Origin of the sequence: Halobaculum sp. CBA1158 (genome assembly GCF_021431925.1) — an archaeon.
Taxonomy (GTDB): Archaea; Halobacteriota; Halobacteria; order Halobacteriales; family Haloferacaceae; genus Halobaculum.
In genome coordinates this window covers 1-21,733 of the sequence record NZ_CP090371.1, presented here as the reverse complement: position 1 = coordinate 21,733, position 21,733 = coordinate 1, and the positions used below count along the sequence as shown (strand labels likewise).

17 protein-coding genes are annotated in these 21,733 nt (G+C 70.1%); 9 read left to right on the top strand and 8 right to left on the bottom strand.

The genetic code is table 11. The features are described from left to right. Positions 1-199 precede the first annotated feature (199 nt). A complete protein-coding gene (lipA, locus tag Hbl1158_RS00085; RefSeq protein WP_234298060.1) occupies positions 200-1,201 on the bottom strand; it encodes a lipoyl synthase in 1,002 nt (333 codons plus the stop codon). Positions 1,202-1,347: 146 nt separating this feature from the next. On the opposite strand from lipA, the gene Hbl1158_RS00080 reads away from it, so the two are divergent. After that, a complete protein-coding gene (locus tag Hbl1158_RS00080; RefSeq protein WP_234298059.1) occupies positions 1,348-2,832 on the top strand; it encodes an MATE family efflux transporter in 1,485 nt (494 codons plus the stop codon). Between the two features lie 208 nt (positions 2,833-3,040). Here Hbl1158_RS00080 and uvrB read toward each other — a convergent pair whose 3' ends face one another. Continuing rightward, positions 3,041-5,128 carry an excinuclease ABC subunit UvrB gene (uvrB, locus tag Hbl1158_RS00075; RefSeq protein WP_234298058.1) on the bottom strand — a complete coding sequence of 696 codons (2,088 nt, stop codon included), beginning with the start codon at positions 5,126-5,128 and terminating at the stop codon, positions 3,041-3,043. A 264-nt stretch (positions 5,129-5,392) separates the two neighbouring features. Here uvrB and Hbl1158_RS00070 point away from each other — a divergent pair, with 264 nt between their 5' ends. Then, a complete protein-coding gene (locus tag Hbl1158_RS00070; protein WP_234298057.1) occupies positions 5,393-5,662 on the top strand; it encodes a hypothetical protein in 270 nt (89 codons plus the stop codon). 39 nt (positions 5,663-5,701) lie between these two features. Here the strand turns inward: Hbl1158_RS00070 and Hbl1158_RS00065 are convergent, their stop codons facing one another. Next, the gene (locus Hbl1158_RS00065) at positions 5,702-6,337 is read right to left on the bottom strand and encodes a transcription antitermination protein (protein WP_234298056.1); all 636 of its coding nucleotides are present in this window, start codon (positions 6,335-6,337) and stop codon (positions 5,702-5,704) included. 135 nt (positions 6,338-6,472) lie between these two features. On the opposite strand from Hbl1158_RS00065, the gene Hbl1158_RS00060 reads away from it, so the two are divergent. Next, positions 6,473-8,068 (top strand): stage II sporulation protein M, encoded by a 1,596-nt coding sequence (locus Hbl1158_RS00060; protein ID WP_234298055.1) that lies wholly within the window; start codon positions 6,473-6,475, stop codon positions 8,066-8,068. A gap of 111 nt (positions 8,069-8,179) precedes the next feature. On the opposite strand, the gene Hbl1158_RS00055 is transcribed toward Hbl1158_RS00060, so the two are convergent. Then, a complete protein-coding gene (locus Hbl1158_RS00055; RefSeq protein ID WP_234299551.1) occupies positions 8,180-9,055 on the bottom strand; it encodes a sulfurtransferase in 876 nt (291 codons plus the stop codon). 266 nt (positions 9,056-9,321) lie between these two features. On the opposite strand from Hbl1158_RS00055, the gene Hbl1158_RS00050 reads away from it, so the two are divergent. Beyond that, positions 9,322-10,167 carry a rhodanese-like domain-containing protein gene (locus tag Hbl1158_RS00050; RefSeq protein WP_234298054.1) on the top strand — a complete coding sequence of 282 codons (846 nt, stop codon included), beginning with the start codon at positions 9,322-9,324 and terminating at the stop codon, positions 10,165-10,167. Here Hbl1158_RS00050 and Hbl1158_RS00045 read toward each other — a convergent pair. Then, on the bottom strand, positions 10,157-11,401 hold the full coding sequence (locus Hbl1158_RS00045) for an AI-2E family transporter (protein WP_234298053.1): 1,245 nt from the start codon (positions 11,399-11,401) through the stop codon (positions 10,157-10,159). The genes Hbl1158_RS00050 and Hbl1158_RS00045 overlap by 11 nt on opposite strands. An 85-nt stretch (positions 11,402-11,486) precedes the next feature. Here Hbl1158_RS00045 and Hbl1158_RS00040 point away from each other — a divergent pair, with 85 nt between their 5' ends. The 3 genes from Hbl1158_RS00040 to Hbl1158_RS00030 all read left to right on the top strand — a co-directional run bounded on the left by Hbl1158_RS00040 (position 11,487) and on the right by Hbl1158_RS00030 (position 15,731). After that, positions 11,487-12,668, top strand: a complete 1,182-nt coding sequence (locus tag Hbl1158_RS00040; RefSeq protein ID WP_234298052.1) for a thiamine ABC transporter substrate-binding protein — start codon at positions 11,487-11,489, stop codon at positions 12,666-12,668. Then, positions 12,629-14,401 carry an iron ABC transporter permease gene (locus tag Hbl1158_RS00035; protein ID WP_234298051.1) on the top strand — a complete coding sequence of 591 codons (1,773 nt, stop codon included), beginning with the start codon at positions 12,629-12,631 and terminating at the stop codon, positions 14,399-14,401. Before Hbl1158_RS00040 ends, Hbl1158_RS00035 begins: the two co-directional genes overlap by 40 nt. 100 nt (positions 14,402-14,501) lie before the next feature. Next, positions 14,502-15,731, top strand: coding sequence for an ABC transporter ATP-binding protein (locus Hbl1158_RS00030; protein ID WP_234299550.1), 1,230 nt, complete (start codon positions 14,502-14,504; stop codon positions 15,729-15,731). A gap of 94 nt (positions 15,732-15,825) precedes the next feature. Here the strand turns inward: Hbl1158_RS00030 and Hbl1158_RS00025 are convergent, their stop codons facing one another. Then, positions 15,826-16,518: a class I SAM-dependent methyltransferase gene (locus tag Hbl1158_RS00025; protein ID WP_234298050.1), complete on the bottom strand. Its 693-nt coding sequence runs from the start codon at positions 16,516-16,518 to the stop codon at positions 15,826-15,828. Positions 16,519-16,644: 126 nt separating this feature from the next. Between Hbl1158_RS00025 and Hbl1158_RS00020 the strand changes: the two genes are divergently transcribed. After that, complete coding sequence (locus Hbl1158_RS00020) at positions 16,645-17,073, top strand: hypothetical protein (protein WP_234298049.1); 429 nt, start codon at positions 16,645-16,647, stop codon at positions 17,071-17,073. A 27-nt stretch (positions 17,074-17,100) separates the two neighbouring features. Here Hbl1158_RS00020 and Hbl1158_RS00015 read toward each other — a convergent pair whose 3' ends face one another. After that, the gene (locus tag Hbl1158_RS00015) at positions 17,101-18,771 is read right to left on the bottom strand and encodes a DNA-directed DNA polymerase II small subunit (protein ID WP_234298048.1); all 1,671 of its coding nucleotides are present in this window, start codon (positions 18,769-18,771) and stop codon (positions 17,101-17,103) included. A 182-nt stretch (positions 18,772-18,953) separates the two neighbouring features. On the opposite strand from Hbl1158_RS00015, the gene Hbl1158_RS00010 reads away from it, so the two are divergent. Further along, positions 18,954-19,751 (top strand): S26 family signal peptidase, encoded by a 798-nt coding sequence (locus Hbl1158_RS00010; RefSeq protein ID WP_234298047.1) that lies wholly within the window; start codon positions 18,954-18,956, stop codon positions 19,749-19,751. A 170-nt stretch (positions 19,752-19,921) separates the two neighbouring features. On the opposite strand, the gene Hbl1158_RS00005 is transcribed toward Hbl1158_RS00010, so the two are convergent. Continuing rightward, positions 19,922-21,733: an orc1/cdc6 family replication initiation protein gene (locus Hbl1158_RS00005; protein WP_234298046.1), complete on the bottom strand. Its 1,812-nt coding sequence runs from the start codon at positions 21,731-21,733 to the stop codon at positions 19,922-19,924.

The following is a 21,733-nucleotide window of genomic DNA, read 5'->3' as shown; positions in this document are numbered from 1 at the left end:
CGAACGCTGTCCGCCCCGCGTGATAGTGTTTTCGTAAATAGTTTACTGTGGACAGAAATACTGCCACCGATTCTCAAGCCGTTCGACGATGCGGAGGTGAAACGGACGTTCGTCCAGTTCTACTGGGTGAGGCCGACAGCGACGACGAAAACTGCTGGGAAGCGGCGGGAATCTGTGACAATCGATGATGGAGACGGGATCAGTCGGCGGCGCGGGCGGCCTCGCGGGCCGCCTCGACGCTCGTCCCCTCGCGAACGAGCGCCTCGACGAAGAGTTCGCCCGCCTTGTACGAGGAGCGGACCATCGGGCCGGAGGCGCAGTAGAGGAAGCCCAGTTCCTCCTCGGCGACGCGCGCCCAAGTGTCGAAGGCGTCGGGGTGGACGTACTCGAACACGTCCAGGTGCGAGCGCGACGGCTGGAGGTACTGTCCGAGCGTGACGATGTCGACGCCGACGCTCCGCAGGTCACGGAGGGTGCGGTACACCTCGTGGTCGTACTCGCCGAGGCCGAGCATGACGCTCGTCTTCGTGTGGATGTCGGACTCGCGGTCCACCCGTTCGAGCACGTCGAGCGTCTGTCCGTAGCCCGCCCGGCGGTCGCGGACGGGCCACTGGAGGCGCTCGACCGTCTCGATGTTGTGGGCGATCACGTCCGGGCCGGCGTCGACGATCCGATCGATCGCGTCGGGGTCGCCGCCGAAGTCGGGGATGAGCACCTCGACGAGGATCGAGGGGTCGCGCCGTTTGATCGCGCGGATCGTCTCCGCGAAGTGCCGGGAGCCGCCGTCGGCGAGGTCGTCGCGGTCGACGGAGGTGAGCACGACGTAATCGAGGCCGATCTCGGCGACCGCGCTCGCGACGTTCGCCGGTTCGTCGGTGTCAAGCGGCTCCATCCCGCCGGTCTCCACGTCGCAGAAGTTGCACCCGCGCGAGCAGCGGTCGCCCATCAGCATGAACGTCGCCGTGCCCGGGCCGGTGCCGGGACCGGGACCGCTCTCGTTCGCGTCGGCGGCGTCCGCCGCCTCCGCGTTCGGGGGAGCATCGCCGCCTCCTGACCAGCACTCCCCGAGGTTGGGACAGTTGGCCTCCTCACACACCGTGTGGAGGTCGTGCTCGCGGAGCGTGGACTTGATCTCGGCGAATCGCTGGCCGGAAGGCGGCCGCATCTTCAGCCAGTCGGGCTTGCGCCGCCGACTACTCATACGCGGATCTCCGGTGCCGAGGGCAAAAGAGTACGGTATGTCGTGACGGCGACGGTCCGCGGGGAAAAAACAACACGCCGATCGTGATAGAATATTGTACCGATAGCTATTTTTTGTATCGGAAATACCGGAGAATAGATTCACGAATGTTGGACGTGTCGACCGAAGAGATCACCGAGGGGCGGCTGGGACGGGCGCTGGCGTTCCTGTCGATCCCCATCGTGGCCCAGCAGCTCGCGGTGGTCGCCCAGAGCGTCGTCGACGTGCTCTGGCTCGGTCGCCTCAGCGGCGAGGCCGTCGCGGCCGTCGGGCTCGTCGCGCCGCTGATCGGGCTGATGACGGCGGTCACCGGCGGCGTGTTCACCGGCGAGCACGTCCTCGTCTCCCAGCGCGTCGGCGAGGGGGACGAGCGAGGGGCCAGCCGGGCGGTGTTCCACGCGCTGGTCGCCGCCGTCGCTGTGATGCTGGCGATGGTCGCGATCACCGGCGTCTTCGGGCGACAGCTCACGTCGCTGTTCGACCCCGGACCCGAGGTCGTCGCCCTCGGAGCCGTCTACCTCGCGACGATGGCGATCGCATACACCGTCTCCGCCGTCAGCGACGTGTTCGAGTACGGCTTCATCGGCGCGGGCGACTCGCGCACGCCGCTGTTCGTGAACCTCCTGTCGATCGGTATCAGCGTCGGGCTCGACCCGATCCTCATCTTCGGCTTCGTCGACAATCCCCTGTTCGGAATGCTCGGACTCGGGGGTCTCGAGTCGTCGCTGTACGCCGCGACCGGCTACGCCGGCTCGGGGATCGCCGGGGCCGCCTACGCGACGGCGGTCGGCTTCGGCGTCGGCGCGCTCGTGATGATCGCGGCGGCGCTGTCCTCGCGTCGCGGCTTCACCTTCCACCTCGACGCCGCCGGCCTCGACCTCGACGAGTTCCGGGAGCTGGTCGAGGTCGGCGCGCCGAAGGCGGGCCAGTCGGCCGCCCGGCAGGTCGCCCGGCTGATCGTCGTCGCGATCGTCTCGTTCGCCGGCGGCGCGGCCGCGCTGACCGCCTACACCGTCGGCGCGCGCATCGCGACGGTCGTGTTCGTCCCGGCGGCCGCCATCGGCTCGGCGGGGACGACCCTCGTGGGCCAGAACCTCGGCGCGGACCGCCCCGACCGCGCGACGCGCGCGACGTGGCTCGGCGTCGGCGTCGGGACCGTCGGCCTCGGCTCGCTGGGGATCGTCCAGTACCTCGTCCCGGAGCTCATCGCGACGGCGTTCGTCCCCGGGATTGGGGGCGAGGCGCTGACGCTGACGGTCGCGTACCTCCAGATCCTCGCGTTCGGCTACTGGGCGCTGGGCGCGATCTGGACGGTCGAGGCGGGCTTCAACGGCGCGGGTCGGACCGACGTGAGCATGTACTCGACGATGCTGCAGTACTGGGCGGTCCGCGTCCCGGTCGCCGCGGTCGGCGCGTACGTGCTCGGCTGGGGAGCGCTCGGACCGTTCTGGGCGATCACGGCGTCGAACGTCGTCGCCGCCGTCGGGTTGGTCGGCTACTTCCGCTACTCCACGGGACGGGGGCTCCACGAGCGCGCGGCCGAGGACGCCGGCGGCGACGCGGGCGACGGCGCGACTGCGGCCGACGACTGATACGGGGCCGATCGGAGGGCCCCGGATACGCGAACGACGAACGGACCTCGCCGTTCACGAGACCGGCGGTCTCGTGAGCTCACAAATCGCGTCGCGATTTGTGAACGCCGTTTTCCGAGGTCTCGCTTCGCTCCACCTCGCTCTCTTTCTGGGCGGCTCGCCCGCAAGTTCGCCGCCGTCTTCCGAGGTCTCGCTTCGCTCCACCTCGCTAGAACTCAGCGCCGGGGCCCGGATCGATCCCGTCGGTGTCCTCGCCCGGCGGCTCGATCCCGACCTCCTCGGGGTCAACGTCGAACTCTCGGCGGAGGTCCTGAATCCGGTCGCGGATGTCCGCCGCCAGCTCGAACTCCAGGTTGCTCGCGGCCTCCTCCATGCGCTCTTCGAGCGCCTGGATCCGCGCCTGCGCCTCCGCCTCGTCGGCCACCTCGTCGTCGGCGACACCGGAGGTGTCGGTCTTCGACCCGGGGAGGTTCGTCTCGCCGATCTCCTTGTCGATCGTCTGCGGCTCGTAGCCGTGCTCCTCGTTGAACTCGCGTTGGATCTCGCGACGGCGGTTGGTCTCCTCGATCGCCGCCTCCATCGCGCCCGTCGTCTCGTCGGCATAGAGGATCACCTCGCCTTCGACGTTCCGGGCGGCGCGACCCATCGTCTGCACGAGGGTGGTCTCGGATCGGAGGAACCCCTCCTGGTCGGCGTCGAGGATCGCGACGAGGGAGACCTCGGGGATGTCCAGTCCCTCCCGGAGGAGGTTGATGCCGACGAGCACGTCGATCTCCCCCAGCCGGAGCGAGCGGATGATCTCGTGGCGCTCCAGGGTGTCGGTCTCGTCGTGCATGTACGCGACCTCGACGCCGGCCTCCTCGAGGTACTCGGTGAGGTCCTCGGCCATCCGCTTGGTGAGGGTGGTGACGAGGGTGCGCTCGCCGCGCTCGATGCGGTCGTCGATGCGGTCCATCAGGTCGTCCACCTGTCCCTGCGCGGGCTCGACGGTCACCTCGGGGTCGACGAGGTGGGTGGGGCGGACGATCTGCTCGACGATCTGCTCGGAGCGCTCGCGCTCGTAGTCCGCGGGGGTGGCCGAGACGTACAGACGGCGGTCGGTCTTCTCCTCGAACTCCTCGAAGGTGAGCGGGCGGTTGTCGTACGCCGTCGGCAGGCGGAATCCGTTGCCGACAAGCGAGTCCTTGCGCGACTTGTCGCCCTCGTACTGTCCTTTGATCTGAGGGAGCGTCTGGTGGGACTCGTCGATCACCGTGAGGAAGTCGTCGGGGAAATAGTCCAGCAGGGTGTAGGGTGCGTCGCCGGACTCGCGGTCCGAGAGGTGGACGGAGTAGTTCTCGATGCCCGAGCAGTAGCCCGTCTCCTGGAGCATCTCAATGTCGAAGGTGGTGCGCTCCTCGATTCGCTGGGCGGCGACGAGGTCGCCCTGGCGCTCGAAGTACGAGACGCGCTGCTCCATCAGCTCCTCGATCTCCGAGACCGCCTGGTCGATCTGCTCCTCGGGGAGCGAGTAGTGTTCCGCGGGGTGGATCAGCGCGGCGGGTTCGTCGCTCACGACCTCGCCGTCGACCACGTCGACCTTACGCATGCGGTCGATCTCGTCGCCCCACAGCTCGATCCGGACGGCGTGGCGGCCGTACATCGGGAACACCTCGACCGTGTCCCCGCGCACGCGGAACGTCCCTTGCTGGAAGTCCACGTCGTTGCGCTCGTAGTTCAGGTCGACCAGTTGCTTCAGCAGTTCGTCGCGGCCGATCTCCTGGCCGACCTCCAACTCCAGCGCCATCCCGCGGTAGTTATTGGGGTCGCCCAGCCCGTAGATGGCCGAGACCGACGCCACGACGATCACGTCGTCCCGCGTGAGGAGAGAGCGGGTTGCGGAGTGCCTGAGGCGGTCGATCTCGTCGTTGATCGACATCTCCTTGTCGATGTAGGTGTCCGTCTGTTCGACGTACGCCTCGGGCTGGTAGTAGTTGTAGTAGGAGACGAAGTACTCGACGGCGTTGTCGGGGAAGAGGTTCCGGAACTCCTCGTACAACTGCGCCGCGAGCGTCTTGTTGTGGGCGATCACGAGCGTCGGGGTGTCGAGTTCCTCGACGACCCACGAGACGGTGTTCGTCTTCCCGGAGCCGGTGACGCCGAGCAGCGTCTGCTCGGTCATCCCGGACTCGAAACCGTCCACCAACTGGCGGATCGCGTCGGGCTGGTCGCCCGCGGGGTCGAACGGGGCGTCGACGCGAAGCGGCTTCTCGGCCTCGGGCCGGTCCGGCGAGAGGGGCCCCTGCGATTCACTCATTGTGTGTGGTGTGGGGTGGGAACCACTTGACGAGCGCGGTCGAGCCGGCTTCCGGCCGGCGAGACCGCGGACAACGGCGGAGCGGTCCCGTGCTGCACCGCCCACAGACAGCGCGGTCGCCGCGACCCGAGGGAGTGGCGACCGCGATGGCGACTACGACGGCGAACGCGACGACGACGGCGAACGCGACGACGACGAACGAACCCCACGCGGCCCCGGAGTCGCGTCGAAACGACTACGACGCGGAGCCGAGAACCGTCGCCCATGCGACCGGAACTCCTCACGGAAGCGAGCGAGCACGCACAGCGGGCGGCCGAGAGCGCCGACGGCGAGCCGGCCGAACGGCTCGAGAACGCGGCCGACGCGCTGGCGTCGGCGGTCGACCGCGAGCGCGGCCCGGACCACGGCTGGCTGGCCAAACAGACGCACGTCCTGCGCGAGGCCGCCGGGAACGCCGGCGGCGACGCGGAGGAACACGTCGCCGACGCCGTCGAGTGCATCAACGAGTACCGCGAGGACCTCCCCGGCGTCTGAGCCGGTCGACGCGTCGCCGCGCGGTCGACGACGACCCCCTCAACAGACGTTCTTCGGCTTCACGCCCATCGACTCCAGCGTCTCGACGTAGTCGTCGTATGCGGCGTCAACGACGGCGTCGGCGGCGTCGCGGGCGGCGGCCCAGTCCCCGTCGTCGTCGCCCTCACAGACCGAGGCCAGTAGGTCGAGCGCGTCGTCGAGGCGGTCGTCGAGATCGTCGCGGACCGCGCGGAACTCGTTCGAGGACGCCGGGTCGGCGTCGCCGACGAAGAAGCCGACCGTCTGCTCGGTTCGGGTGTGCGCGAGCACGAGGCGGCCGTACAGCCCGCCGGCCCGTTCGGCCGTGGCGTCGAGGTCGGCGAGCACGTCGTACTCGGGGTACTCGTGCACGTCGTCGCCCGCGGGGTCCACGTCGGCGTCGGCCGTGTCCCGATGCTCGCGGGCGTCCTCGGCCACGTCGCCGAACAGCGCGGCGGCGTCGCCGTTGGCCTCGTCTGCGCTCCAGGACTCGAAGGTGCGACCGGCGAGCGCGAACTCCGCGGCGACGGCCGTCCGGACCGCCCCGGCGTCCATCTCGCCGCCGGTGAGCGCGTACAGCGACTTCGAGGATCCGAGCCGGGAGAGCGGCGTCTCGTTGTCGTCGCGGAACTCCCTCGAGAAGGTGGCTGCGTCCATGCGCGACCGTACGCCGCTCCCGTGCTTGAAACCCTCGCCACGACGACGCCAGGGAACCGAGCAGGGTCGAGGCGACGGCGACGACGCAACCGCGCCGGCGACACGCTTACGCCGCGCGCGTCGGAGACGGGACACATGCCGCGTCCCCACGACGGTCCCCGGTCGGTCGCCGACGCCCTCCGCGCCGCCGGACGACTCCTCCGCGATCGCCCCGCAGCCGTCCTCCCCGCATACCTCCTCGCGCTCGGCGTCACCGCCGCCACACAGGTGCCGGTCGTCGTCGCGATCGCGGGCACGGCCGCGATCCTCGCCGCGACCGGACGGCTCGAGCCGCTCGTGCGCGCGCTCGGGGAGGTCATGACCGCCGCCCGAGAGTCCGGATCGGCCGGCGGCGGCCCGGCCGCGGGAATGGCGGGCGACCTGCCGCCGGGCGTCGGCGACGCCGTGACCGCCGCCGCGACGCCGGCGGTGATCGCGACAGTCGCGCTGGGCGGGGTCGGCGCGGTCGTCGTGAGCGTCCTCGCGCGCGCCGTCGCCTCGGCGGCGACGTACGGCACCGTCTGGGCCGCCCTCGACGGCCGACCGCCGCTGGTCTCGGGCGTCGAGACGATCGGTCGCTGGCGGACGTTCGTCGGCGTCGCGGTCGTGCGTGCGGCACTTGTCCTGCTCGCGGTGGGCCTTCCGCTGGCGGTCGTCGCCGGGGTCGCCTCTCGTTCGGGGTGGACCGCCTCCGCGGGCTCGCCGGCGGGCGAAATCACGACCGCGACGGGGGCGCTCGCGATCTTCGTGGGCGTCGCCGTCGTCGGGATCGGGGGACTCGTCGCCGCCCTCGTGTGGTTCCTGCTGGCGTTCGCCGAGTCGGCGGCCGTCGTCGACGAGCGCGGGGCGCTGGGTGCCGTCCGAGGCAGCGTCGGGTTCGTTCGAGCGCACCCGGCCCGCGCGGTGGCGTTCGCGCTGGTCGCCGTCGGCGGCTACGTCGGCGTCGGGATCGCCGTCACCGTCGCCAACGCCGCGGGCGCGGGCCGCCTCGGCGGACTGTTCCTCCCGCTCGTGGTCGTCCCGCTGCTGGAGGCGGGGGCGACCGCCCTCTACGCCGGCGTCGGCGTGCCGGCCCCGGTGGAGCGACCGGCCGTCAGGACCCGACTCCGGCGAGCGCTCGCCGACGGGTGGGGCGAACTCGTCGCCTTCCTTCGCGGCCACCCCGTCACCGTGCTCGCCGGCCTCGGGATCCTGGCCGGCGGCGTCGTCGTCGGCTACGCCACGACCGCCCCCTACGGCGTCGCGGTCCCGCCGCCGGCGGACGTGGCCGGCGTGTTCGGCTCCGTCGCCGTCGGCCCGTTCCTCACCATCGCGGTCAACAACTGGCTCGTGAGCGCCGGGATCGCCTTCGGCGGGCTCGCGCTCGGCATCCCGGCCGCCTCCGGGCTGGCGTTCAACGGGCTGCTCGTCGGGGCGCTCGCGGGCGTGTTCGACCGGGCCGCCTTCCTCGCGCTCGTCGCCCCCCACGGCGTGCTCGAACTGCCGGTGATCGCCGTCGCCGGCGGCCTCGGTCTGCACCTCGGCGTCGTGGGCTGGCGGGGCCTCCGCGGACGCGCCAGCGCCGCGACCGTCGCCGACGAGTTCGAGCGGGCGGCGCACGTCCTCGTCGGGATCGCGATCCTGCTGGTCGTCGCGGCGGCCATCGAAGCGTTCCTCACCCCGCGGATCGCGGCGGCGGTGCTGGGCGGGTAGCGCGCGTCGAAAGAACGGGCCGTCGAACGGCCTCGTGTCGGTCCTGGCCGGGGCGGCACGGGACCGCCCCGGCGTCCTACCGAGACGCTCGGCTCCGCCTCGCGTCTCGCTTCAGTTCCCGCCGGGTTCGTCGCCCGTCACGATCGGGGCGCGCACGAGGTTGCCCCATTCGGTCCAGGAACCGTCGTAGTTGACGGTCTGGTCTGCGCCCACGAGCTCGTGGAGCGCGAACCACGCGACCGAGGAGCGCTCGCCGATGCGGCAGTAGGCGACGATCTCGTCGTCGCCCTCCGCGAGCACGTCGTCGTACAGCTCCTCCAGCTCCTCCTTGGTCTTGAACGTCCCGTCGTCGTTGGTGACCGAGGCCCACGAGATGTTGCGCGCGCCGGGGATGTGGCCGCCGCGCTGGGCGGTCTCCTGCAGGCCCGGCGGGGCGAGGATCTCGCCGCTGTACTCCTCGGGCGAGCGCACGTCGACGAGGGGAACGCCCGCGCCGATGGCGTCGTCCACGTCGTCGCGGTACGCGCGGATGGACTCGTCGGGGTCGTCGGCCTCGTAGGTGGTCTCGGGGTACTCCGGGACCTCCTGAGTCGTCGGGAAGTCGTTGTCCAGCCAGTACTCGCGGCCGCCGTTGAGCAGCTTCACGTCGTCGTGGCCGTAGTACTTGTACTGCCAGTAGGTGTAGGCGGCGAACCAGTTCGAGGAGTCGCCGTACAGCACGACCGTCGAGTCGTCGCTGATGCCGTGCTCGGCGTTCAGCGCCTCGAAGTCCTCCTTCGTGAGCACGTCGCGCTGGGTCTGGTCCTGGAGGTCCGTCTCCCAGTTGAAGCCGATGGCACCGGGGGCGTGTTCGGCGTCGTACGCCTCGGTGTCCACGTCCACCTCCACCAGTCGGTGCGCGGGGTCGTCGGACTGGAACTCGTCGAGGCGCTCTTCAACCCACTCGGCGCTGACGAGTACGTCCTTTGCGTAGTCTGACATTGCGATCTCCCATACGTCGCCTCGGGGTTTAATACCCGTATCCCCGGCAGAGGCGGCCATTCGTTCCGCGAACCGGAGAATGTTGCCGTATATCCGCCGCCCTCGGCCCTCTGTCCGTCCCCGATGCCGCCATCGCGTCGTCGCGTGGGCGACGCGGATCGGGGGGGGTTCACGCCGACGGTATGTTTGGGCAACTATTGCTGGTTTCCCGGACGCGCCGCCGGCGTCGCCGTCTCGGCCGGGCTTTTGTCTCCCCCTCGCGAACGGAGGGTATGACCGACACGTTCGTCTCCGCGGAGTGGGTCGCGGACCGACTGGACGACCCCGGCCTCGCCGTGGTCGACGTGCGCGACGCATGGGAGTACGACGGGATCGGCCACCTGCCGGGGGCGGTCTCGATCCCGTTCGACGAGTTCAGGTCCGAGGTCGGGGACGAGGGGATGCTCCCCGGGACCGAGCGATGGGGCGACCTGCTCTCGACGGCCGGGATCGACCGCGACGACGAGATCGTCGCCTACGACGACGAGCACGGCGTCTTCGCCGCGCGCTTTCTCGTCACCGCCGAACTGTACGGTCACGACCCGGATCGACTGCACCTGCTCGACGGCGACTACAGCGCGTGGAGCCGCGGGCACGCGACCGAACGGGACGCCCCCGAGCCGGATCCGAGCGACTACGAGCCGACCGATCCCGTCGCCGGCGGCGACTCGCCGCTCGTCGACTTCGCGGGGGTTCGCCAGCGCCTCGACGGCGACGCGGACCGCGACGGCGACGGCGATCCTGACGGCGACGCGGACCGCGACGGCGACACGGTGATCGTCGACACCCGGGAGGAGTGGGAGCACGCGGAGGGGCACCTCCCCGGGGCGGTCCAGCTCGACTGGCTCGAGTTGGTCGACGCCGACACCAGGGGGCTGAAACCCCGGGGAGAGCTGGAATCGATCCTCGCGGACCGGGGGATCACCCCGGATCGGGCGGTGCTGCTGTACTGCAACACCGCCCGTCGGATCAGCCACACGTACCTCGTGCTCCGGCACCTCGGCTACGAAGACGTCCTGTTCTACGAGGGCAGCCTCACCGAGTGGGAGGAGCGCGGTGGCGAGACCGTCAGCGAGTAGCGTCCGCGTCGTCCGATCCCTCGTCCTCGCCGTCGGCAGTCGAATCGTCGCCAGCGGCAGTCGGGTCGTCGCCGACGCTGTCCCGGGATCCTGACTCCGCCGAGTCGCCGGCGCGGTCGGCCGAGGTCGCGTCGCCGGCGACGCTCTCGGGGTCCGCCACCGGGTCGCCGGCGACGAAGCGTTCGAGCCGTTTCGCGAGTCCGGACGGGTCGTCGCGAGGAGCCGGCCCCGGAAGCTGCTGCTGGGCCGTGACGGCGTCCCCGTTCGCCGAGAGCAGTCTGACCGTCTCCGCGAGCAGGGCGACGACGAGCGGGCCGACGACGAAGCCGATCGCACCGAGCGTGAGCAGCCCCCCGACGAAGCCGACGAAGTACACAGAGACCGGGAGGTCGGTCGTGCCGCCGGCCAGCCGCGGACGGATCACCGCGTCGGGGATGAACCCGACGAGGATCAGGCCGACGACGAGGACGATCGCCGCCCGGAAGGCGTCGCCGGCGACCACGTCGACGACCGCCAGCGCGACGACGACGATGCTCGGTCCCAGCACCGGGACGAACTGGAGCACGCCCGCGACGACCGCCAGCGAGAACGGCGCGTCGTACCCGAGCGCCGCGAACGTGACGAACGCGAGGACGAACGTCGCGACCGCGGTCGCGCCCTGGAGCACGTAGATCGCCCGCAACGTGGTCGCCGTGCGGCGGTGGAGTGCGAACAGCACGTCGTGGTACTCCCCGGGGCACAGCCGCAACAGCGCCGCCCGCGGCGCGTGCGGCTTGAGCAGCACTCCGTACACCAGGAAGGTGAACACGACCAGCTTCAGCGCGATGACGGGCGCGGCCGCCGCCAGCGAGAACGCGACATCGCGGAGCGCCGTCCGCGCGAGCGCGAACCAGTCGGAGAACTCCACGACGTAGGCGAACTGGCCGGCCTCGACGACCACGCGCGGGGGAAGCGTCTCGAAGAAGCCGATCAGGTCGCGACGCCGGCGGTACAGCACGTACCCCAGCGGGACCGCGAGCGCGACGACGCCGAGGAACCCCGCCGTCGTGGCCGTGGCGGCCGCGAACCGTTCGGATCGACCGCGTTCGCGGATCAACTGCCGGAGGGGGTACAGCACGTACGCGACCGTGATCGCGAACACGACCGTCGAGAGGACGCTCTGGAGGACGACGGCCGTGAGCACCAGAAGGCCCGCGAGCAGCGCGGCCAGCGCCGTCCGACGGGTCGGTTGCATGCCCCGATCCCGAACCCCACGGTACAAAACCGTTCCCCGCACCGGATCGCGGGGGTTAATTACCTCCGGGTGTGACCACCCGGTAATGACAGACGCGAGTGGTCGCAGCAGGCGACGGTTCATCCGGGCGGTCGGCGCGGGCGGGATCGCCGCGCTGGCCGGCTGTTCGGCCGAGCGGACGGCCGATCCGACAAGCGAGCCGGCCGACACGACCGACGACTCGGGCGGGGAGACGAGCGATCCGGGGACCACGACCGGCGAGCCGACGGAGCCGATGGCCGACACGCTCGTCGTGGCGACGTACCCGCCGTTCGTCAACGCGCCGTCGACGAGTCCGGGCGCGTGGCTCAAGCGGGAGTTCGAGTCCGAGTTCGACGCGACGCTGGTGTATCAGACCCCCGACTCGGAGCTGAACTACTACATCGAGCGCGCGGTGCAGGGCGTCGAGTTCGAGGCCGACGTGTACGTCGGGCTCAACACCGGGCAGCTCATCGACGCCGACGGCCAGCGCGGCGAGGGGCAGTTCACCGACCCGCTGTTCGCGGAGGCCGGCGCGCTCGAGGGGCTCGACGCCGTCCGCGACGGGCTCCAGTTCGACCCGCAGAACCGCGCGGTGCCGTTCGACACCGGCTACATCTCGCTGGTGTGGAACGCGACGATGGACGGCGGCGACTTCGTCGCCCCAGAGACGTTCGACGAGCTTGCCGAGAACCACGCCGGCGACCTCATCACCCAGAACCCGACCACCTCCTCGACGGGCGAGGCGTTCATGCTGCACACGATTGACGCCTTCGGCCCGGAGGGGTACCTCGACTACTGGGACCGCCTCCAGGACGGCGGGATCACGGTGCTGGGCAACTGGTCGGACTCCTACGCGGCCTACGAGAGCGAGGAGGCCCCCATGGTCGTCTCCTACTCCACCGACCAGGTGTACGCCGCCGCCGAGGACCAGGACCTCGACAGACACCAGATCCGGTTCCTCAACGACCAGGGGTACGCGAACCCCGAGGGGATGGCCCGCTTCGCCGACACCGACGCGCCCCGGCTCGCCGAGGCGTTCATGGAGTTCATGCTCCGGCCGGAGATCCAGGCGGGGATCGCCCAGCGCAACGTCGCGTTCCCGGCGATCGCGGACGCCCCGCTGCCCGAGGACTACGCCCAGTACGCCAAGGAGCCGCCGGAGTCGGTCACCTTCACGTACGACGAGCTCGAAGCGAACCTCGGGACATGGACCGACCAGTGGGCGCGGCGCTTCGCCGGCGGGTGAGCGAGGCCCGACTCGGTCGCGCGCTGCGTCGCGCACGTGAGGCCGGCCCCGCGGCGCTCGCGGAGCGGGTCGCCCTCCCCCTGCTGGCGGTCGGTACGGCCCTCCTGCTCGCCGTGCTGTTCTACTACCCGGTCGCGACCGTGTTCGTCGACGCCGTCGTCGAGGACGGTCGCCTCACCTTCGGTCCGCTCGCGGAGGTGCTCACCGACGAGTTCTACCTCGGGCGCGTGCTCGGCTTCACTGCCTATCAGGCGGCGCTGTCGACCCTTCTCAGCGTCGTCCTCGGGCTGCCGGGGGCGTGGGTGCTCGCGCGCTTCGAGTTCCGCGGGCGCGCCACGCTCCGCTCGGTGACGATGGTGCCGTTCGTGCTCCCGTCGGTGCTCGTCGCCGTGGGGTTTTACGCCACCTTCGGCGCGGACGGGACGCTCAACGCGACGCTGTCGGCCGTCGGCCTTCCGCCGGTCGACCTGCTCCCGTCGCTGGGGGCGATCCTCGTCGCGCACGCCTTCTACAACGCCCCGCTGGTGACCCGGGTGGTGACGGCCGCCTGGGAGTCCGTCGACGCGAGCGCCGTCGAGACGGCGCGCTCGCTGGGTGCGTCGCGACCGCGGGCCTTTCTCGACGTGGTGCTCCCGCAACTGCTGCCGGCGATGCTCACGGGGGCGGCGCTGACGTTCGTGTTCACGTTCGCCTCCTTCGCGATCCCCCTGGCGCTGGGGGGCGCGCAGTTCGCGACCATCGAGGTGTTCATCTACTCGGCGCGCCAGCAACTGGAGTACGGCCGGGCGGCGTCGTTGGCGGCGCTCGAGACCGGCGTGTCGCTGTCGCTGATGGCGCTGTACCTCCGCTACGAGCGCGCGCAGGCGGCCGAGCGGCGAGGGAACCGCACGCTCGCCCGGCGGCCGCTGGTGCCCGAGTCGTGGACGCGCGAGCGACTCGCGAGCCGCCTCGCGGTCGCCGGCTACGCCGCCGTCGTCGCCGTCGTGTTCCTCGCACCGCTTGCGAGCACAGTATACGCCAGCGTCGCCGGCGACGCGGGGCTCACGCTCGACTCCTACCGGTTCCTCCTCGAGCGACAGACGACCGGGGCGACGTTCCAGGTGAAGCCGTTCCCCGCGATCGTCAACTCCGTGCTGTTCGCGGCGGCGACGCTCCTCGTCGCCGTGCCGATGGGCGTCGCGATGGGCGTGCTCACGACGCGCCGCTTCCGCGGGCGGTGGCTCGTCGACGCGCTGTCGATGGCCCCGCTCGCGGTGTCGGGGATCGTCGTCGGCCTCGGCATGCTCCGGGGGCTCGTCTTCGGGTTCGAGGCGTTCGGCTACCGGTTCACCGTCACGGGCGCGGTCGCCATCGTCGCCGCCCACGCCGTCGCCGCCTACCCGTTCGTCGTGCGGACGGTCGCGCCGCCGCTCGACACCCTCGACCGCTCGCTCGTCGAGTCCGCGCGGGCGCTCGGCGCGTCGCGGGCGCGGGCGCTCGTGGACGTTGAACTCCCGCTGGTGTGGCCCGGCGTCGTCGCCGGCGCGGCGTTCGCGGTCGCCATCTCGATCGGCGAGTTCGACTCGACGGTGATCCTCGCCGAGGGCGGCGGGACCTACACCATGCCCGTCGCCGTCGAGCGGTTCATCGGTCGCCGGCTCGGTCCCGCGACGGCGATGGGGACCGTGTTGCTGGCGGTGACCGCCGCCGCCTTCGTGGTCGTCGAGCGCGTCGGGGGTGAGTTCCGTGGGTGAGCGAGAGCGGTCCGGACGGGGGCGCACTCACGGCGACCGCGACGGCGACAGCGACCGCGACGGCGACCGCGACGGCGACGACCCCGGAGGAGGGGTTCGAGTGGAGAACCTCCGCGTCGAGTACGGGCCGACGACGGCGCTCGACGGCGTCGACCTCCGGATCGAGCCCGGGGAGTTCTTCACGCTCGTCGGCCCCTCGGGCTGCGGAAAGACCACGACGCTCCGGTGTCTCGCGGGGTTCGAGGAGCCAACCGACGGCTCGATCGCCATCGGCGGCGAGTCGATGGCGGGGGTTCCACCCGAAGCGAGGGGGATCGGCGTCGTCTTCCAGAGCTACGCGCTGTTCCCGCACATGACCGTCGGCGAGAACGTCGCCTACGGCCTCCGGTTCGCCGACCCCCCCGAGGGGACGACGGTCGACGGTCGGGTCGACGACCTGCTCGAGTTGGTCGACCTCTCGGGGTTCGCCGACCGCGACCCGGACACGCTCTCGGGCGGACAGAGCCAGCGGGTGGCGCTGGCGCGGGCGCTCGCGCCCGAACCCCGGCTCCTGCTGCTCGACGAGCCGATGTCGGCGCTGGACGCTCGCCTGCGCGAGCGACTCCGCGTGCAGATCCGGACGATCCAGCACGAGCTCGGCCTGACGACGGTGTACGTCACCCACGATCAGGAGGAGGCGCTGGCTGTGTCCGACCGCGTCGCCGTCGTCGACGACGGACGGATCGAGCAGGTCGGCCCGCCCAGGGAACTGTACGACGCGCCCGCGACCCGGTTCGTCGCGGAGTTCCTCGGGGACAACAACGTCCTCGACGGGCGCGTCGTCGAGGGAAACGACACCGACGCGGCCCCCTGGCTTCGTGTCGACGGCCTCGACGAAGGCGGAAACCCCGCAGACAGCGACCGAGGGATGTCGATTCCGCTTCCAGTCGAAGCGGAGGGAACGCAGGCGAGTGGGACCGACGCGGGACGACGGTCGACCGCGGGACGACGACCGACCGCGGGACGACGACCGACCGCGGGCGACCGGCTCGTCGCCTGCGTCCGACCGGAACGGATCGGCGTGGAGCGGGGCGACGCCGCGGGCGAATCCCCCGACACGGGATCCCCGATCGGGATGAGACGCGCCGGCGGCACAGCGTCCACGACGCTCTCGGCGACCGTCGAGAGCACGGAGTTCCTCGGCGACGCCACCCGCCTCCATTGCGACTGGAACGGCGTCGCGATCGCGGCGCGCACGGACGGCGAGCGATCGTTCGCGCCCGGCGAGCCCGTGCGACTCGTCGTCGAGCGCGACGACGTACGCGTGGTCGAGCGGGCGGATCGCGGGTAGCTCGGATGCTCGGTCCCCGCGCTCGAACTGCCGGCCGCCGGCGTCCCCCACGACTATCTACGACGCGACGCCGGGACGCGACTCGGGTACCCGATCACGGCGCGACGCCGACGGTGAGCAGCGTCCCGAGCTCGCGGTAGCGCTCGACCATCGCCTCCCGGGTGTCCCAGTTCTCGGTCGGAAACTCGTCGGCGGGGGGGATCTCCGTCTCGCGGTCGGGGACGTTGTCCTGCTCGGCGACGTGGAGGCCCGCCTCGCGGAAGGCGTCGCGGTACCGGTCGGCGTCCCAGCGCGTCATGTCGACCGAGATGGCGTCCTGCCAGTCGTGGCTGTGGACGTTTTCCTCGTAGTAGTTGACCGCGCAGTAGAAGGTACCTCCCGGTATCAGGACGCGCGCGATCTCCCGGAGCGTCTCGACGGGGTCGTCGCTGTAGTAGAACGCCTCCATCGTGAACGCGTGGTGCAGCGAGTCGTCGGCGAAGGGGAGGTGGCCGAAGTCACCGATCACGAACCCGAGATCGGCGTCGCGAGTCGCACCGAGGGCGTACTCCCGGGCGTTGCGGGCCATCTCGGGCGCGCCGTCGAGGCCGTAGCCGCGGGCCATCCCCGTCGAATCCGCCAGCGCGCGGAGGGCGTACCCGCTGCCGGTGCCCAGGTCGAGGACGCGGTCGCCGTCCTCGACGGGCATCCGCGCGAGCACGTGCTTGGCCGTGTGCCAGTGACGCTCCTCCATCCCCCTGTCGCGGCCGTCGGCGGCCCAGGCGTCGAACTCCTCGCGAACGCTCATGGGCCGGGGTTCGCGGCCGGAGACAAATACTCCGACGGTTGACGACCGATCCGCCGGTTGGACGACCCACCCCGTCGATGTCGAGAGCGGGTGAGGCTTTAGGACGGATGCGGCCGAAGCGGGGGTATGCACGTCCGGGACGCGGTGGAGGCCGACGCGGAGGCGCTCTCGTCCATCGCCGACGCGCCCGCGGCCGCGATGCGGGGGCTGGTCCACGACCGAACCGTCCGCGTCGCCGTCGGCGAGGCCGACGCGACCGACCCCAACGAGGACGTCGACGCCGACCCCGACGACCTGCTCGGCTTCGTCAGCTTCGACGCCCACGGGGAGACGGTCCACGTCACGCAGTTCGGCGGGACCCGCGAGGCCGCCGAGCGCCTCCTCGGAGAGCCGCTGCGGTTCGCTGCGAGCGAGGGAATGGCGGTGGAACTGCTCGTCGTCGAGGGCGAGTCCGCGCTTCGCGAGGCCGCCGACGCCGCCGGGTTCGAGGAGGTCGGTCCCGGGCCTCGCTTCGATGGGAAAGAGACGACGCGCTACCGGGTCGAGAAGGCCTGAGGAAACGTATCCGAACGGGTTCGGGAATCACACGAACTTCCGGACGGTCATGTCGAGCGTGTCGAGGTCGAGGATCGGGGCGTGGGCCACGTCGGGGTCGATGTTCACCGACTTCTGGAAGTCGGTCTGCGCCTGCCAGCAGCCGGAGTTGACCGCGAGGACGTTGTGGTACTTCCCCCAGCCGAGCTTGTGGACGTGGCCGGTGTGGAACACGTCCGGCACCTCGTCGATCGCGAGGTAATCGCGCTCCTCGGGGGCGACGCGGGTCTTCCCGCCGAACTGCGGGGCGACGTGTCGCTTCTTGAGGAGCTGGTACATCGCCTTGTGGGGCTCGTCGTAGCTGGCCTTCTCCTCCGGCAGTTCGGCGATTACCTCGTCCAGCGAGACCCCGTGATACATCAGGATCGACACGCCCTCCACGTCGACTACGGCCGGGTTGCTCACGATCTGGGGGTCGTGGGCGCTCATGATCTCCCGGAGCTCCTCGTCGAACCCCGGCTGGGGTTCGGCCAGTCGGACGGCGTCGTGATTCCCGGGGATCATGACGATCTCCATGTCGCCGGGGACCTGCTTGAGGTGTTCGGAGAACCGCTCGTACTGGTCGTAGATGTCGACGATGTCCAGTTCCTCGTCTTGCCCCGGATACACGCCGACGCCCTCGACCATGTCGCCGGCGATGAGCAGGTACTCGACGCGTTCGGCCTCCTCCGTGTGAAGCCAGTCGGCGAACCGGCTCCACGCGTCGGCGAGGAACTCCTGGGAGCCGACGTGCACGTCCGAGATCAGCGCCGCCTGCACGTGGCGGTCGGCGGTGCTCGGGCGGTGGGTGCGGGGGACGTCCGGGAAGTGGATCGCGTCGACGAAGACGATTCCCGCGTCGTCGGCGAGCGTCCCCGAGACGGCGATGCACTCGTCCAGGAGGAGTTCGTCGACCAGGTCGGCGATGTCGCGGTCCTTCATCACCAGACACGGGAACGTTCCGGTCGTGTCCTCCAGTTCGATCAGCCAGTGGCCCGATGCGGTCGACCGGATGTCGTTGACGAGCCCGATCGTCTCCACGTCGGCCCCCCCGCCCATCGCCTCGATCGAGTCGGCGGGACGGTGGTTCACGCGACCGCGAAGTTGACCCGAGAGCCGCTCGTAGCGGTCGCGGAACACGCCGACGAACTCGTCGTACTCGCCCGTACCGGTCGACTCGCCAGTCATGTCGTTGGCGACGACGGGCGCGGGGGGCGATCGGTCGCCGACCCGCGAGTTCTCGGGTGACGGATCGCCCGTCGTCGACTCGTCTATCGACCCCCCCGTTTCGTCTGGAACTCGCCCACCGTCGTCCGTGGGATACGTCGACTCGGTTCCAGACGAAACCGAGGGGGTTTGGGGCGCGGGGGATCCGTCAGTCACGGGGGATCCGTCGCCTGCGGCGGATCCCTCGCTCGCGGAGACTCCATCGGCGGTACCGCGGTCGTCGGTCGCGTCCTCGTCGAGGGCGCTGGGGTCGGGAACCGGCTCGGTCGCCAGCGCCTCGCGGACGTGGTCCGTGGTGATCACGAGCGCGTCGTCGGGAGCGACCTCGACGGCGGTTTCCAGCGCGACGCCGGGCGCGTCCGCCTCGGCGATGAGCGTGACGGCCTCCCGCTCGGCGTTGTAGCCGCGGCTGGCGAGCGCCTGCACGACACGGGAGGACGATTCCAGCGGCACGCACGGGGGTCTGCCGTCGCCGGGCAAAAGCATAGCGGACGGGCCCGCGATCCGAGAGAGAGTCGGAGTGCGGGTGAACCGGAGCCGGAATGACAACCGGAGCCGGCGCGGCGGACGAGTCCGGGGGTCGAGAAATCGAGGTAACAGAAGCTTCAACACCGCCGGCCGGGTCAGAGACGATAATGAGCGACGACGGACGGCGGCCGGACGACCCGCTGTCGCGGTTCCTCAACGCCGAGACCGGGACGCTGTTGTTCATCCGGGAGGTGCTCTCCTCGGCGCTTGCGGTCGCGCTCGTCGGGTTGATCCTGTTCGCCGTCTCCGGCGTCTGGCCGCCGATGGTCGCCGTCGAGTCCGGGAGCATGGAACCGCACATGGAGCGCGGAGACCTGGTGTTCATCACGGATCCCGACCGCTTCTCGCCCGAGTTCGCCCACGAGGACACCGGCGTCGTCACCTACGAGACGGGCGTCGAGCAGGAGTACGGAACCTTCGGCGACCCCGGATCGGTGATCGTCTACCGGCCGCCAGGCGAAGGTGGACCGCCGATCATCCACCGCGCTCGCTTGCACGTCGAGGAGGGAGAAAACTGGGTCGACCGCGCGGATCCCGACCACCTCCCGGCCGACTCCTGTGACCGCGTGCCGGCCTGTCCCGCCCCCTACGACGGCTTCATCACCAAGGGCGACGCGAACTCCCAGTACGACCAGGTCAGCGGCATCGCCCCGGTGGTCCGCGCAGACTGGATTCACGGGGTCGCCCGAGTCCGAATTCCGTACCTGGGATACGTCCGGCTGATCTTCTCGGAGGCCGTCGTCGCCGCCGAATCGGGAACCGCGGCGGCGACGTCCGAAACCGCGGCGTCACCCGGGACCGCGCCGGCGACGGCCGACGACGGACGACCCGCGGTCGCGGCACCGAGCCCTTCGACTGCAACCACCGGACCGAGCCCATCGGTACCGACTCCCGTCCCCGGGTAGTAGGGGAATCGACCGTGATCGGGTGACCGCCCTCTCTCGTCTGTACCGGTGACATCTACCGTTTCGTGTGGAATCGAAATGGCGAGAAAATACAGGTACGTAGGTAGGTTTCTCGAGGCGAAGTGAAGGGGTGTTGATCCCGTGAGCGTTCCGGAGCGAGAGAGTTGCGATCAGTTGTCGAAGCGCGCCTGCACGAACGGCTGGACGTCCTCGATGTCGCCGAGACGGGAGTCGGACATGAGGACCGCCTCGGTCTCGTCGATGGGGACCGAGAGGCTGATCTCCTTCGTGCGGCCGTAGCGACCCTTCGAGACGACCACCGCGTTGACGATGCCGAGCATGTCGAGTTCGGAGATCAGGTCCGTCACCCGGCGCTGGGTGAGCACGTCGGCGTCGATCTCCTCACAGAGCCGCTTGTAGATGTTGAACACCTCGCCGGTGTTGACGTTGTGGACGCCGTTCTGTTCGAGCAGGATGATCGAAAAGAGGACGATCTTGCTCTGCGTCGGGAGGGTGCGAACGACCTCGACGACGCGGTCCAACTCGATCTTGTCCTGGGCCTGCCTGACGTGCGCCTCCTCGACGAGATCCGCCTGCGAGCGCTCGGCGAGTTCCCCCGCTGTGCGGAGGAGGTCGAGCGCGCGGCGGGCGTCGCCGTGCTCCTGCGCGGCGAACGCCGCACAAAGCGGGATCACGTCCTCGGTGAGCGCGTCGCCCTTGAACGCGATGTCCGAGCGGTGCTGGAGGATGTCCCGTAACTGGTTGGCGTCGTACGGCGGGAAGACGATCTCCTCCTCGCCGAGGCTCGACTTGACGCGAGGGTCGAGGAAGTCGGTGAACTTCAGGTCGTTCGAGATCCCCATGATGGAGATCCGGGAGTTCTCCAGTTCGGAGTTCATCCGCGAGAGGTTGTACAGCGTGTCGTCGCCGGATTTCTCGACGAGCTTGTCGATCTCGTCGAGCATGATGACGACGACGCGCTCGTGGTAGTCGACGGCGTCGAAGAACGTGGAGTAGACGCGGTCGGTGGGCCACCCGGTCATCGGCACCTCCTCCATCTCCTCGCGGTCGGATTCGAGGTCGGCGATCCGGTCGTCGATGTCGGCGACTGCGTCGAACTCGCTGTCGGTCAACGCGTCCGGACGGTCCGTCGCCTCCGAGCGGAGGTCGCGGAGGTCGTCGAGTCGGTCGTCGATGACCGCCTCGTTCTTCTCGATGAACTTGTTCGCGAGCTGTGCGAGCACCCGGTACTGGGTGTCGGTCACCTCGCAGTTGATGTACTCAACCTCGCAGGGAACGTCGTACTTCTGGGAGGTCGACTCCAGCTCCTGGGAGACGAACTTCGCGGAGGCGGTCTTACCGGTCCCCGTCTTCCCGTAGATGAGGATGTTCGACGGCGTCTCCCCACGCAGCGCCGACACGAGGATCGTCGCCATCTTGTTGATCTGATCGTTGCGGTGAGGGAGTTCATGAGGAGTGTACGACGGTCGGAGGACTTCCTTGTTCTCGAAGATCGGCTCGCCCGAGAGGAGGTCGTCGAACAGTCCGGTGCTCGCCTCGTCGTCGTCGCCGAGTACCTCGTCGACATCCAGATCGTCGACGTCCAAATCCACGTCCGCACGCGAGCGTGATCCAGATCCGAATCGGAACGAGCCGCTGTCGTCACCGATATCCGGGGTGTCACCGGCATCCGGAGTGTCCTCGATATCTGGAGTGACCCCTCGAGACGACGCGTCGTCGGTCGACACATCGATCGACCCGGACTCATCTGCCGTCGGCTCGGACTCACCGGCCGTCCGCTCGGACTCGTCCGCCCCCCCGGATTCACCGCCCGTTCCGGAGGGATCTACTGCTCGGGACTCGTCTACTGCCGCGGATTCGTGTGAATCATCGGCAGCGTCGTGCTGGTCGGCGTCAGTATCGCTGGTTCCGTCGCTTCCCTCGCCGTCCGTTCCATCGTCCGTTCGATCGTCCTGTGTCAT